Raw genomic sequence first — 13,201 nt, forward strand, 5'->3', positions numbered from 1 at the left:
TCTCGCGGCGAACCATTCGAGCGCGAGTAACGAGGAAGAATTGTGCGTAGCCGCGCCGCCGCGCGACACTCAGCCAAATGGCTAACGTTGCGTGACACGTGCCGGCGCCGCAACAAAGCGGCTACAGTGAAGCCATTCCCGCGTCGCGCACCGACCTGCGCAGAAGTGTCAGTAAGCATGACGAAAGCTGAAAAGCCGGGCGGCTATAATCGCGGGACTGTTTTTTGGTGCCCATATGCAATCCACGTCTCCGAACTCCCCACCGCCCGCGCCGCACAAGCGCAAACGCCCGTTGTGGCTGAAGCTGGTCCTTGGCTTTGTCGGTCTGATCGTCGCTGGCATCGTGTGCGTGCTGCTGGTGCTCGGCTATGCGCTGGTGGTGGCAACGCCCAACCTGCCGTCACTCGAGGCGCTCACCGACTACCGGCCCAAGGTGCCGCTGCGCATCTACACGGCCGACCATGTGCTGATCGGCGAATTCGGCGAGGAGCGGCGCGACATCGTCCATATTCAGGAGGTGCCCGATAGTCTGAAGAAGGCCGTGCTCGCCATCGAAGACGCGCGCTTCTACGATCACGGCGGCGTCGACCTCACGGGTATCGCGCGGGCCGGCTTCGTCGCGCTCACCAACGGCCACGCCACGCAAGGCGCCAGCACGATCACCATGCAAGTGGCGCGCAACTTCTTCCTGTCGAGCGAGAAGACCTACACGCGCAAGATTTACGAAATGCTGCTCGCGTACAAGATCGAGTCGAAGCTGACTAAAGATCAGATTCTGGAGGTGTATATGAATCAGATCTATCTCGGTCAGCGCGCCTATGGCTTCGCGAGCGCGGCGCGGGTGTACTTCGGCAAGGATCTGAAGGACCTGACGCTGGCCGAGTCGGCGATGCTCGCCGGTCTGCCGAAGGCGCCCTCCGCGTATAACCCGGTGGTCAATCCGAAGCGCGCGAAAGTGCGCCAGGAGTACATCCTGCAACGCATGTACGAACTGCGCTACATCACCCAGCAGCAATACGACGAGGCCAGCAAGCAGGCGCTCGTGGTCAAGGGCGCGGGCAAGGAATTCAGCGTGCACGCGGAGTACGTCGCGGAAATGGTGCGGCAGATGATGTACGCGCAGTATCGCGAAGAGGCGTACACGCGCGGCCTGAACGTCGTCACCACGATCGACTCCGCCGATCAGGACGTCGCTTATCGCGCGCTGCGCAAAGGCCTGATGGATTACGAGCGGCGCCACGGCTATCGCGGCCCGGAAGCGTTCATCGATCTGCCGTCCGATGCGGACGACCGCGAACAGGCGATCGACGACGCACTGCTGGAGCATCCCGACAACGGCGAGATCATCGCCGCCGTCGTGACGGCGGCGAGCCCGAAGCAGGTGCAGGCCACCTTCATCGACGGCAATGTCGCGACCATCCAGGGCGACGGCCTGCGTTTCGCGCAGGCCGCGCTCAATGCGCGCGCGCAGCCGAATCAGCGACTGCGGCCCGGTGCGATCGTCCGCCTCGTCAAGAACGACGACGGCAACTGGTCGATCACGCAATTGCCGCAAGTGGAAGGCGCGTTCGTCTCGGTGGTGCCGCAAGACGGCGCGATTCGCGCGCTGGTCGGCGGCTTCGACTTCAACAAGAACAAGTTCAATCACGTGACCCAGGCGTGGCGTCAGCCGGGTTCGAGTTTCAAGCCGTTCATTTATTCGGCATCGCTCGAAAAGGGACTCGGCCCGGCGACGGTGATCAACGACGCCCCGCTCTTTTTCAGCGCCGCGGAGACCGGCGGGCAGCCGTGGGAACCGAAGAACTACGGCGGCGGTTTCGACGGTCCGATGACCATGCGCACGGCGCTGCAGAAGTCGAAGAACCTGGTGTCGATCCGCATCCTCAGCCAGATCGGCACCAAGTACGCGCAGCAGTACATCACGCGCTTCGGCTTCGACGCGGAGCGTCACCCGGCCTATCTGCCGATGGCGCTCGGCGCGGGTCTCGTCACGCCGTTGCAAATGGCGGGCGCGTTCTCGGTGTTCGCCAACGGCGGCTACCGGATCAACCCGTATCTGATCGCCGAGGTCACGGATCAGCGCGGCATCGTCGTCGCCCATGCGCAACCGCTAGTGGCCGAGCAAAGCGCGCCGCACGCCATCGAGCCGCGCAACGCGTACGTGATGAACAGCCTGCTGCAAGGTGTCGCGCAACGCGGCACGGGCGCCAAATCCAATGTGCTGAAACGCACCGATCTCGGCGGCAAGACGGGCACGACCAACGATTCGCGCGACGCGTGGTTCGCCGGTTATCAGCACACGGTCACGGCGATCGCGTGGATCGGCTACGACAATCCGCGCAGTCTCGGCGACAAGGAAACCGGCGGCGGCCTGGCGTTGCCGGTGTGGATCGAATACATGGGTCGCGCGCTCAAGGGCGTGCCGGACTACAAGATGCCGAAGCCGGACAATGTGGTCGAAGTCGGCTCGGAACTGTATTTCGACGAGTTCACGCCGGGGCACGGTTTCATCGCGACGGTCGGCATCAGCCAGGCCGCGCTGGATGCGGCGAACGGCGCATCGGAGGCGCCCGCGCAGGTCGACGAGCAGGAAAAGCAGAACATCATGAATCTGTTCCGCGGGCATTAGAGAACCGCCGTAGCCCGTTGAAGAAAACCGCCGCGCTCGATGCGCGGCGGTGTCGTTTCAGCTTGCTTTGGCGGGCGGTCCGTCAGTCGCGAGGCGCGCTTCGGGCAGTCGCGGCCCCGCCTTAACCCGGATTCACGCTTCGAAGTGAACCGGCTCGCCGGCCTGTTGCGTCGCGTACTCCGACAGCGCGGCGAAAAACTCCGTACCACTGCGGGTATCGCGCCATTCACCATCGACGAAACGGAAGTGAAAGCCGCCCGCTTTCGCGGCGATCCAGATCTCGCTCATCGGCGGCTGAAGGTTCACGATGATCTTCGAACGGTTCTCGAATTCGAGGGTCAGCACATTGCCGCTGCGCTCGAATTCGATGTCGGCGTCGGTGTCGTCGAGTGCGCGTTCGATGGCGGCTAGCGCGGCTTCCGCGCGGGTCAGGTATTCACTATCGGACATGCTAAACTCCATCGATTATTTATTCAGGGACAGTCATGCGAGTCGTTTCTCGGATGCGCGCAGCGGCGCCCGGCCGCGCGATTGTAGCGGGTCTAGCCATTCTCGCAGGTTGTGCACTTGCCGGCTGCGGGCAGCGTGGTTCGCTCTATTTGCCCACCGTGCCGCCGCTCCCGGCCAAGCCGATCGACCGCACGCAACCGCCGTCGCCGGATGAAGTGAAACCCAGCGCCGAAACCGCCGACGAAACGGGCACCGTGCCGAATACGTCGGGCACGCCGCTCACGCTGGCGCCGGAAAACCAACTCGCCGCGCCGCCTGCCTCCGCCGTTACTCCCGCTCAATAAGACCCTCGCATGACTCGATCCGCTTTTGACTACGTCGATGGCGTGTTGCACGCCGAAGGCGTGTCCGCCGTCTCGCTCGCCGAACAGTTCGGCACGCCGCTCTACGTCTATTCGCGCGCCGCGCTCACCGATGCCTGGAACGCGTACGCCGGCGCTTGCGCAGGCCGCCGCGCGAGCGTGCACGTGGCCGTCAAGGCGAACAGCAACCTCGCGGTGCTGAACGTGTTCGCGCGTCTCGGCGCCGGCTTCGATATCGTGTCGGGCGGCGAACTGGCGCGTGTGCTGGCGGCCGGCGGTAAAGCGGAAAACACCGTGTTTTCCGGCGTCGGCAAGAGTGCGGACGAAATGCGCGACGCGCTCGCGGCCGGCGTGAAGTGCTTCAACGTCGAATCGATTCCTGAACTGGACCGCCTGAATGCGGTGGCCGCCGACATGAGCAAGAAAGCTCCGGTTTCGCTGCGCGTGAATCCGGACGTCGACGCGAAGACGCATCCGTATATTTCCACCGGGCTGAAGTCGAACAAGTTCGGCGTCGCATTCGAAGACGCGCGCGCGACGTATCGAGCCGCCGCGGCGATGACTCATCTCGAGGTGATCGGCATCGACTGCCATATCGGTTCGCAGATCACCGAAGTCGCGCCGTATCTCGACGCGGTCGACAAGTTGCTGGAACTGGTCGAACAGATCGAGCAGGACGGCGTGAGCATTCGCCACATCGACGTGGGCGGCGGTCTCGGCATCACCTACGACGATGAAGCACCGCCGGAAATCGGCGCGTTCGTGCGCACCGTGCTCGATCGCATCGAAGCGCGTGGCCACGGCCATCGTGAAGTGTATTTCGAGCCGGGTCGTTCGCTGGTGGGCAATGCGGGCGTGCTGCTCACGCGCGTCGAGTTTCTGAAGCCGGGTGCGGAAAAGAATTTCGCCATCGTCGACGCCGCGATGAACGACCTCGCGCGCCCCGCCATGTACGAGGCGTACCACGCGATCGAAGCAGCGGCGAAGCGCGACGTACCGGCGCATGTCTACGACGTGGTCGGCCCGGTTTGCGAAAGCGGCGACTGGCTGGGTCGCGAGCGTCTGCTGGCGATCGAACCCGGCGATTTGCTGGCGATTCGTTCGGCCGGCGCGTACGGCTTCGTGATGAGCTCCAACTACAACACCCGTCCGCGTGCGGCGGAAGTGATGGTGGATGGTACACAAGCGCATGTGGTGCGCGCCCGCGAAGAGATCAAGCAGTTGTTTGCGGGAGAAACGATCCTGCCGGCGTAAACGTCGAGTTCGGCGTCTGACAAAAAAGGCGATGCCGCCGCGGCATCGCCTTTTTAGTTTGTGCGACTCGCTTGCCGGTCAACCCGCCTTCGACCTTCGCTCGCGCAGCCATACGATCAACCGCCACCCCAGCAGCGCCAGCATGATTGCGCCGTAAAGCTTCGGCAACAGCAGATCGTTCTTGCCCGCCTTCATCCACCAGAAGTGCAGGATCGCGAGCACGCCGATCGCGTAGATCGCGCGATGCAATGTCTGCCAGCGACGGCCGAGTTTGCGCACCATCGCGCGCGGCGACGTCACGGCCAACGCGATCAGCAACAGGAACGCCGCGAAACCAACGGTGATGAAGGGCCGCTTGCCGATGTCCTTCACGATCTCGGCGACATCGAACCACTTGTCGAACCAGAGGTAAGTGGTGAAGTGCAGCGTCGCGTAGAAGAAGGCGTAGAGCCCGAGCATCCGCCGAAAGCGCACGAACGTGGCGACCCCGGTCAACCGGCGCAAGGGCGTCACGGCCAGCGTGATGCAAAGAAAGACGAGCGTCCAGAGACCGGTGGAGCGCGTGATGAATTCGATCGGATTCGAGCCGAGCCGATCGGTCATGCCGAACAACACGATGCGCGCGAGCGGATACAGCGCGGCGACAAACACCGCGATTTTCGCCGGCACGATCCAGCGCGCGCCGGATGCGGGCCGCTTCACGGTCGTGGACGCGTGCGCTGCTCGCGGCGCCTTGCGCCCGCTCACAGCGGAAGTCTGTGTATCGAAAGCCATGGTCGCGTTGCTCAGAAATTCTTCTTCAGGTCCATGCCCTGATAAAGCGACGCGACCTGATCGCCGTAGCCGTTGAACATCAGCGTCTTGCGCTTGGGCGTGAAAAAGCCGTCCTCACCGATGCGCCGCTCGGTCGCCTGGCTCCAGCGCGGATGATCGACGTTCGGGTTCACGTTCGAATAGAAACCGTATTCGCTCGACGCATAGGTGTTCCAACTGGTCGGCGGCTGCTTGTCGAGAAAGCGGATCTTCACCAGCGACTTCGCGCTCTTGAAGCCGTATTTCCACGGCACCACGATGCGAATCGGCGCGCCGTTCTGATTCGGCAGCACCTGCCCGTAAACACCCATCGTCAGGAGCGTCAGCGGATTCATTGCTTCATCCATGCGCAGCCCCTCGGAGTACGGCCAATCGAGCACCGGCGTCGAGAGTCCGGGCATCTGCGACGCATCAGCCAGCGTGATGAATTGCACGTACTTCGCATTGCCGGTCGGCTGCACGCGCTTGATCAGTTCCGAGAGCGGCACGCCGATCCACGGAATCACCATCGACCAGCCTTCGACGCAGCGCAGCCGGTACACGCGCTCCTCGAGCGGCGCGAGCTTCAGCAATTCATCGATGTCGTACACCTTCGGATTTTTGATTTCGCCCTCGACGCTCACCTTCCACGGGTGCGGGCGCAATGTGCCGGCGTTATGCGACGGATCGGCCTTATCGGTGCCGAACTCGTAGTAGTTGTTGTAGCTCGTGATGTCCTTGAACGGCGTGATCTTGTCGAGCGCGACGAACTTCGCGTTGGTCTTCGCCGCGAGCTTTTGCGCCTTCGGGTCCGGCGATGAATACGCCGCCAGCGCCTCGCCATTCACGCCGATCAGACCGCCGAGCGCCAGCGCGCCCGCCGCCTGCAACACACGCCGCCGGTTCTCGAATACGTGCCGCGGCGTGATTTCGCTACGCGCGATATCGTCGCCGAGGAGTTGAATTCTGTCGCTTCGCTTGATCCACATCGTCCTGCTCCTTGCCGGCCCCGCCGGTTCGTTCATTTTACGGGGCCGAAGTCATGATCGCTTGTCCCGCGTCCGTCCAGCTATTCGTCGCTACTGCCATGACGAACACGTCGGGCGCGGCAAATATTCCGTCAGCCATAAAAAAACCGCCGGTGCGAAGCACGCGGCGGTTCTTAGTCGGGGCGGAGCGGCGAATCTTACAGCTTGCCGTAGCTATGCAGCCCCGACAGGAACATGTTGACGCCGAGAAACGCGAAAGTCGTCACCAGCAGGCCGGTCAGCGCCCACCAGGCGGCGACCGCGCCGCGCAGACCTTTCATCAGACGCATGTGCAGCCATGCCGCATAGTTGAGCCAGACGATCAGCGCCCACGTTTCCTTCGGGTCCCAGCTCCAGTAGCCGCCCCACGCTTCGGCGGCCCACAGCGCGCCGAGAATCGTCGCGATCGTGAAGAAGGCGAAGCCGACGGCGATCGACTTGTACATCACGTCGTCGAGCACTTCGAGCGCCGGAAGGCGATCGGCCAGCACGCCGCGCTCTTTCATCAGGTACGCGACGCCGACCATGGCCGACAACGCAAAGCTGCCGTAGCCGATGAAGTTCGCCGGCACGTGAATCTTCATCCACCAGCTTTGCAGCGCCGGCACGAGCGGCTGGATCTGCTGCGCGTCACGGGCGACCGAGTACCACATCAGGAAGCCGACGGCGGCGCTGATCACCAGCAGCACGAACGCGCCGAGCGCGCGCGTGTTGTAGTGCTGCTCGTAATACAGATAGAACAACGCGGTGATCAGGCTGAACAGCACGAATACTTCATACAGGTTCGAGACCGGAATATGGCCGACGTCCGAGCCGATCAGGTATGACTCGTACCAGCGCACCATCAGCCCGACGAAGCCCATGACCACCGCGGCCCATGTCATCTTCGAACCGATTGCCGCACCGGTTGGCGAGCGCGACAGCAGGCCGATCCAGTAGAACACGGTGGCGAACACGAACAGCGCACTCATCCACAGAATCGCGGATTGGCTCGAGAGGAAATACTTCAGGAAGAAGGCCTGATCGGCACGGGCCAGATCGCCCTGGTAAATCTGGATCGCCCACAACGACAGCGCCGCGATGCCGACCATCAGCGGACGCACCGGCTTCCAACGCCAGCCGAGCACGACGAACACCGGCACCGCGCACACCAGCACCAGCTTGTCGTAGTAGTTCATGAACGCGTGATAGTGCGACAGCGCGAACCCCGCGCCAGCGACCATCACGACGGCGAACAGCCAGTCGAAGACACCGAGCCGTTTCAGAAACGGTCGCTCGTCGTACTCCGCCACGTTGAGCGACTCGCCCGCGAGCGCCTTGCTGGGCCGCGACGATGATGAGGAGGGGGAAACCTGAGTCAAGTCCATGATCTTACCGGGTCGAATCTTGTGAGCTTGCGGACTGCGCGCCGGCGTGGCCGGGTTGATCGGCGCCGCGGGCGGCGTCGGGTGCTTCAGTGAGTTTGGCGCCCAGCGCGGCGCCGACTGCGTCGCGCGTTTGAACGAACTCCTTTTCGAAGTCGAGTGTCTTGCGCGCGCTCGACATCGCCATCACGACGTTCGTGCCGTGATCGGTATCCTTGAGCCAGAACCACAGGCGCCGTTCGCGAACGTAGAACATCGAAAAGATGCCCAATACGAGAAGCAGACTGCCAAGATACACGACTTTTTTGCCCGGTGCGCGCGTCAACTGAAATACCGAAGCTTGCACCTGCTTGAAGCCGTCAAGCTGCAAGTAAACCGGTGATCCATACAGAAAGCTGTCGGATATCGCGTTGATCGAGGTTTGAACAAAGCGGCTCGCGTCCGCGTTGGCCTGCGCTTCAGGCTCGCCGAGCTGCTCGCGCGACAGTTGCCACAAATCCCACGTCGAGCCTTCCAGCATGCGCAGAAGCAGCCCGGCCGCCTTTTCCTGCTCGCCCTTCGGCACCGAGTGATCGATAAAGCCGGCGATCGCCTGAAAGCCGCCGACGGGCTGGCCGTTCGGCATCTTGACGCTGCTGTCCGCGCCCGCGAAAAGCGTCAGCACGCGCAGCGCGCTTTCTTCCAGATGCTGCTGCAGTTCGGCATTCGAACCCGGCACCGAGCGCAGCGCGAAACGGTGAGCGGCCGCCGCGCGCATGGCCGGATTCTCGAGCGTGGCGCGCAGGTTCATCCATTCCTTGACGGTGCCGCCGGTGTCGGCGGGAATGCGCAGGTAGCGGAAGGGATCGTCCGGGTTCTGGCGCATGCCGGCGAGGAACATCTTTTCGCCGGCTACTTCCACCGGCAGCATGTAGTTGTTGTATTCGCGCGCCTGGCCGTCCTTGTCGCGCACCTTGTACTGCACCGAAGGGCCGACATTGTGCAGTTCGAGCGGTTTCGACGTCTTCGCGCCCGAGCCGAGACGCTCGTCGAACGCTTCTTTCAGCGTACGATGCGCCGCGACGCCGCGGGCGTCGTTCTGGCCGCTGCCGTTCGAGATGTTTTCGACGTTGATCGCGCGGAAATCGGTGAATTCGACGGTCTGTCCGTCCGCCAGCGACATGGCCTGGCCAAGCGGCGCGTTGCCGCCGATCGTGCCGGCGAACGGTGCGGTCTTCGCGCTCGCGCCGGTCATGGGGAACGCGGTCATCTGCATCTGCGAGCCGCCGTCCTGGAAGCTCGACTGATAGATCGACACGCCCTCGTATTCGAACGGCTTGTTCACTTCGATCCGCGCCGGCACGCGCGCACCGGTCTTATGGTCGACGACGACGATGTCGCTTGCGAACAGCTTCGGCATGCCGGTCGAGTAGTAGTCGACGATGAATTTCTTCAGTTCGATCGAGAACGGCAAGTCCTGAATCAGCGAACCGTCCGGCTGGTTCAGGATCGCCGTCGATACATGCTGCCCTTCCGGCACCCACGCGTAGCCGCGGAACGTGGGGTTCGACTGCGACAGGCGATGTTCGGCAGGAATCTCATTGATTACCGTGTTCGCGCGGATCGCCGACTTGTCGAACAGCCACATTTGCAGCTTGATCGGCAGGTTGCTGTCGAGCAGGCCGCCGAGACAGATCACCACGATCGCGATGTGAGCCGAGATATAGCCGAACTTGGTCAGCGCGCCGCGCTTGGCGGCGATCAGCGTCGCGCCGTCCGACTCGCGCGTGACGAATTTATAGCCGAGCTTCGCCGACAGCCTGGCGAGCACCTGGGCGGTCTGCGCGCGCGTGCCGTGCACCGCGAACTCGCCCTTGTGATGGAACGCGCGCAGGCTGCCTTCGCGAACCTTGTCTTTCCAGCTCTTGGCGTCGGCGAGCATTTTCGGCGCATTGCGGATCACGCACAGCGAGACCGACACCATCAGGAAGCCGAGGATCAGCATGAACCACCACGAGCTGTACACCGTGTACAGGCTCAGCGAGCGGAAGATGTCCGCCCAGAAGGGGCCGAACTGGTTGACGTAATTCGGATACGGATCGTCCTGCGTGAGGACGGTGCCGATAATGCTGGCGATGGACAGAATCACGAGCAGCGCGATGGCGAAACGCATCGAACTCATGACTTCGATGATGCTGCGCACGATGCGATTGCTCGACTTCGACTGCAGACCCGACGTGGTGACGCTCATTCATACTCCGACTGAACAGCAAAAAAGGGTGAGAGGCTGTCGTAGACACGACGCCCCCACCCTTTTCTTGTTTTGCACCGGCCCCGGCGGGCCGGTTGCGCTTGCGTGCGGACTCTTACTTAATGCAAGCCCGCGATGTAATCGGCTACAGCCTTGATCTCGCTGTCCGACAAACGCGATGCGACGGCATGCATCGCCTCGTTGTTGTTACGTGCGCCGGAACCCTGCGTGAACGCGGACAACTGCGCCACCGTGTAGTCCGACCATTGCCCCGACAGGCGCGGATACTGCGAGGGAATGCCCTGGCCCGTTGGCCCGTGACAGCTTGCGCATGCCGGCACGCCCTTCTCGGCCACCCCACCACGGTAAATTTTCTGACCGAGCGCCACGGTGTCCTTGCTATGCGCATAACCTGGCTTGGGAGCCTGCGCCGCGAAATAGGCCGCCACGTTGACCATGTCCTGGTCGGAGAGCGCCGCGGCCATGCCCGCCATGATCGCATTGTTGCGCGCGGGCTGCTTGGCGCCCGCCTGCGTCTTGAAATCCTTGAGTTGCTTGACGAGATACTCGGGATGCTGGCCCGACAACTTCGGGTATGCGCCGCCGGCACTGTTGCCGTCCGCGCCGTGGCACGACGCGCAAACCTGCATTGCGATTGCCTGCCCCCGATTGACGTCCGGCTTTGCCGGCTCTGCTGCTCGTGCCTGAATTGCCAAACCTGAAAGACCTGCCGCTACCTGAAGCACCATCAGAGCCTTGCACAGTCGATTCATTCGCACACCCTGTCTCGTCTTGTGGGATTTTTTAGAGAGCCCCCAAACCCGGCGCCTCGCGCCAGGCCCCCCGAAGGGGGCAAGAAAACTTGGGACGGCCCAGCGTTTTCCTGAAGGTTTTGCAAAATACGACAGCGACTGAGTGACCACCAGGAGCCGCCAAGGCACGCGGGGCGGCCCCCTCGGGTTTTCAGTAAACCATCGTATTGTACAATAACTCGCTAATCGCTAAGACGCCAGTCGGGCTTGACCCGTCCCCGCTCCGGGTTCCCCGGCGTCTCGAATCCTGGCCTGATCATGTCCTTCCTGCTCCACCAATCCCGCTTTTTCACGACCGTCAATCACTTGCGTGACCTGCCGGCCACCGCGCAGCCCGAGATCGCCTTTGCGGGACGTTCGAACGCCGGCAAGTCCACGGCGATCAATATCCTGTGCAATCAGAAGCGGCTCGCGTTCGCCAGCAAGACGCCGGGGCGCACACAGCATATCAATTACTTTTCGGTGGGCAAGGCGGACGAGCCGACCGCGCATCTGGTGGACCTGCCGGGCTACGGCTACGCGGAAGTGCCCGGCGCGGCCAAGGCCCATTGGGAAGCGCTACTGTCGACCTACCTGCAATCGCGCTCGCAACTGCGCGGCATGATTCTGATGATGGACTCGCGTCGTCCGTTGACGGATCTGGATCGCCAGATGATCGAGTGGTTCGCGCCGACGGGCAAGCCGATCCATACGCTGCTTACAAAATGCGACAAATTGACGCGACAGGAAAGCATCAACGCATTGCGCGCGACGCAGAAAGGCCTGGCTGAATATCGCGCCGCCGGCTACCAAGGCGAGTTGACCGCGCAATTGTTCTCGGCGCTCAAACGAATCGGCATCGACGAGGCGCACGAGTTGATCGAAGGCTGGCTGATCCCCAAAGCCACAGGCGAAGCGGACGCCGCGCAGTAAGCGCGGGGGCTTCCGTCAGGCACGCAAAAGCGCCGTTTCGGCCGCCCATAAAAAAACCCGCCGCTTTAACGGCGGGTCAAACAGCCTAATCGAAAAAACGACAGGCACCCGCTCAGGGAGGAGAAGCGGGGAGGTCAGCGCAAGGCGCCTTGCTCGATCGGTATGATATACCATTGTCTCGAAAAGTTTCGGGAGCAGACGCAGACGTACTTGTCCACTCTCCACATCCATCATCTTCGATTCGATATGAGCTTCTACCCGCACTACCGTCCGCGCCGCATGCGCCGTAACGACTTCTCGCGCCGTCTGATGCGGGAAAACATCCTCACCACGAATGATCTGATCTATCCGGTGTTCGTCGTCGAGGGCACGAATGTGCGGCAAGCCGTACCGTCGATGCCGGGCGTCGAGCGCGTGTCGGTCGATCTGCTGATGGGCGTGGCCGAGCAATGCGTCGAGCTGGGCGTGCCCGTACTGTCGCTGTTTCCGGCAATCGAGCCGTCTCTGAAAACGCCTGATGGCCGCGAAGCAGCCAATCCGGCCGGCCTCATTCCGCGCGCCGTTCGCGAACTCAAAAAGAGTTTCCCCGAGTTGGGCGTGCTGACCGACGTCGCGCTCGACCCGTATACGAGCCACGGCCAGGACGGCGTGCTCGATGAAGCCGGTTACGTGATGAACGACGAGACCGTTGAGATTCTCATCGAGCAGGCCCGTGCGCAGGCTGAAGCAGGCGTCGATATCGTCGCGCCCTCGGACATGATGGACGGCCGCATCGGCGCGATTCGCGAAATGCTCGAGAGCGAGGAGTTTGTCCACACGCGCATCATGGCTTATGCGGCCAAATTTGCGTCGGCGTTTTACGGGCCGTTCCGCGATGCCGTCGGTTCCGCGACGAATCTGGGCAAGAGCAACAAGATGACCTACCAGATGGACCCGGCCAATTCGAATGAAGCGCTGCGCGAAGTGCAAGCGGACATCAACGAAGGCGCCGATATGGTGATGGTCAAGCCTGGCATGCCGTATCTGGACATCGTGCGTCGCGTGAAGGACGAATTCCAGTTCCCCACTTACGTTTATCAGGTGAGCGGCGAATACGCGATGTTGAAGGCGGCCGCGCAGAACGGCTGGCTCGATCACGACAAGGCGATGATGGAATCGCTGCTGGCGTTCAAGCGGGCCGGCGCTGATGGCGTGCTGACGTATTTCGCGCTGGATGCCGCGCGAATTTTGCGCTCGCAGAAATGATTTGACGGCTTTCGTTAGCGGGCGACGACGCTGCTGCGCTGACGACATGGGAAAAAAGGAGGCGGACTTTTAGTCCCGCCTCCTTTTTTTCGCATACTTTGCGCGTATCGAAAACCTGTGTGC

Annotated in this window: 11 protein-coding genes; 5 read left to right on the forward strand and 6 right to left on the reverse strand. The window is 62.4% G+C overall.

All coding sequences use genetic code 11. The annotated features are described in order from the left end of the window. Positions 1-235: 235 nt before the first annotated feature. Positions 236-2,629: a penicillin-binding protein 1A gene (locus tag BUE39_RS27430; protein ID WP_073431840.1), complete on the forward strand. Its 2,394-nt coding sequence runs from the start codon at positions 236-238 to the stop codon at positions 2,627-2,629. A gap of 132 nt (positions 2,630-2,761) precedes the next feature. On the opposite strand, the gene cyaY is transcribed toward BUE39_RS27430, so the two are convergent. Then, entirely contained in the window at positions 2,762-3,079 is a 318-nt protein-coding gene (gene cyaY / locus BUE39_RS27435; RefSeq protein ID WP_073431841.1) for an iron donor protein CyaY, read from the reverse strand. A 35-nt stretch (positions 3,080-3,114) separates the two neighbouring features. On the opposite strand from cyaY, the gene lptM reads away from it, so the two are divergent. After that, positions 3,115-3,423, forward strand: a complete 309-nt coding sequence (gene lptM / locus BUE39_RS27440) for an LPS translocon maturation chaperone LptM (RefSeq protein ID WP_073431842.1) — start codon at positions 3,115-3,117, stop codon at positions 3,421-3,423. Positions 3,424-3,432: 9 nt separating this feature from the next. Next, positions 3,433-4,695: a diaminopimelate decarboxylase gene (gene lysA, locus BUE39_RS27445; protein WP_073431843.1), complete on the forward strand. Its 1,263-nt coding sequence runs from the start codon at positions 3,433-3,435 to the stop codon at positions 4,693-4,695. A 78-nt stretch (positions 4,696-4,773) separates the two neighbouring features. On the opposite strand, the gene msrQ is transcribed toward lysA, so the two are convergent. The 5 genes from msrQ to BUE39_RS27470 form a co-directional block, all read right to left on the reverse strand. Then, positions 4,774-5,469, reverse strand: a complete 696-nt coding sequence (gene msrQ / locus BUE39_RS27450) for a protein-methionine-sulfoxide reductase heme-binding subunit MsrQ (RefSeq protein ID WP_073431844.1) — start codon at positions 5,467-5,469, stop codon at positions 4,774-4,776. 11 nt (positions 5,470-5,480) lie between these two features. Next, on the reverse strand, positions 5,481-6,476 hold the full coding sequence (gene msrP / locus BUE39_RS27455; protein ID WP_073431845.1) for a protein-methionine-sulfoxide reductase catalytic subunit MsrP: 996 nt from the start codon (positions 6,474-6,476) through the stop codon (positions 5,481-5,483). A gap of 197 nt (positions 6,477-6,673) precedes the next feature. Next, positions 6,674-7,882, reverse strand: a complete 1,209-nt coding sequence (ccsB, locus tag BUE39_RS27460) for a c-type cytochrome biogenesis protein CcsB (RefSeq protein WP_073431846.1) — start codon at positions 7,880-7,882, stop codon at positions 6,674-6,676. 4 nt (positions 7,883-7,886) lie between these two features. After that, positions 7,887-10,109: a cytochrome c biogenesis protein ResB gene (locus BUE39_RS27465; protein WP_073431847.1), complete on the reverse strand. Its 2,223-nt coding sequence runs from the start codon at positions 10,107-10,109 to the stop codon at positions 7,887-7,889. A gap of 119 nt (positions 10,110-10,228) precedes the next feature. Further along, positions 10,229-10,882 carry a c-type cytochrome gene (locus BUE39_RS27470; RefSeq protein ID WP_073431848.1) on the reverse strand — a complete coding sequence of 218 codons (654 nt, stop codon included), beginning with the start codon at positions 10,880-10,882 and terminating at the stop codon, positions 10,229-10,231. A gap of 297 nt (positions 10,883-11,179) precedes the next feature. On the opposite strand from BUE39_RS27470, the gene yihA reads away from it, so the two are divergent. Both yihA and hemB read left to right on the forward strand, forming a co-directional pair. Continuing rightward, positions 11,180-11,833, forward strand: a complete 654-nt coding sequence (yihA, locus tag BUE39_RS27475) for a ribosome biogenesis GTP-binding protein YihA/YsxC (protein ID WP_073431849.1) — start codon at positions 11,180-11,182, stop codon at positions 11,831-11,833. Between the two features lie 246 nt (positions 11,834-12,079). Beyond that, positions 12,080-13,078 (forward strand): porphobilinogen synthase, encoded by a 999-nt coding sequence (gene hemB, locus BUE39_RS27485; protein WP_073431851.1) that lies wholly within the window; start codon positions 12,080-12,082, stop codon positions 13,076-13,078. The last annotated feature ends 123 nt before the right edge of the window (positions 13,079-13,201 follow it).

Source organism: Paraburkholderia terricola (assembly GCF_900142195.1).
GTDB lineage: Bacteria > Pseudomonadota > Gammaproteobacteria > Burkholderiales > Burkholderiaceae > Paraburkholderia > Paraburkholderia terricola.

Coding starts and splice junctions, on each gene's coding strand:
- BUE39_RS27430 (WP_073431840.1), top strand. CDS start 236: ATGCAATCCACGTCTCCGAACTCCCCACCGCCCGCGCCGCACAAGCGC.
- cyaY (WP_073431841.1), bottom strand. CDS start 3,079: ATGTCCGATAGTGAATACCTGACCCGCGCGGAAGCCGCGCTAGCCGCC.
- lptM (WP_073431842.1), top strand. CDS start 3,115: ATGCGAGTCGTTTCTCGGATGCGCGCAGCGGCGCCCGGCCGCGCGATT.
- lysA (WP_073431843.1), top strand. CDS start 3,433: ATGACTCGATCCGCTTTTGACTACGTCGATGGCGTGTTGCACGCCGAA.
- msrQ (WP_073431844.1), bottom strand. CDS start 5,469: ATGGCTTTCGATACACAGACTTCCGCTGTGAGCGGGCGCAAGGCGCCG.
- msrP (WP_073431845.1), bottom strand. CDS start 6,476: ATGTGGATCAAGCGAAGCGACAGAATTCAACTCCTCGGCGACGATATC.
- ccsB (WP_073431846.1), bottom strand. CDS start 7,882: ATGGACTTGACTCAGGTTTCCCCCTCCTCATCATCGTCGCGGCCCAGC.
- BUE39_RS27465 (WP_073431847.1), bottom strand. CDS start 10,109: ATGAGCGTCACCACGTCGGGTCTGCAGTCGAAGTCGAGCAATCGCATC.
- BUE39_RS27470 (WP_073431848.1), bottom strand. CDS start 10,882: ATGAATCGACTGTGCAAGGCTCTGATGGTGCTTCAGGTAGCGGCAGGT.
- yihA (WP_073431849.1), top strand. CDS start 11,180: ATGTCCTTCCTGCTCCACCAATCCCGCTTTTTCACGACCGTCAATCAC.
- hemB (WP_073431851.1), top strand. CDS start 12,080: ATGAGCTTCTACCCGCACTACCGTCCGCGCCGCATGCGCCGTAACGAC.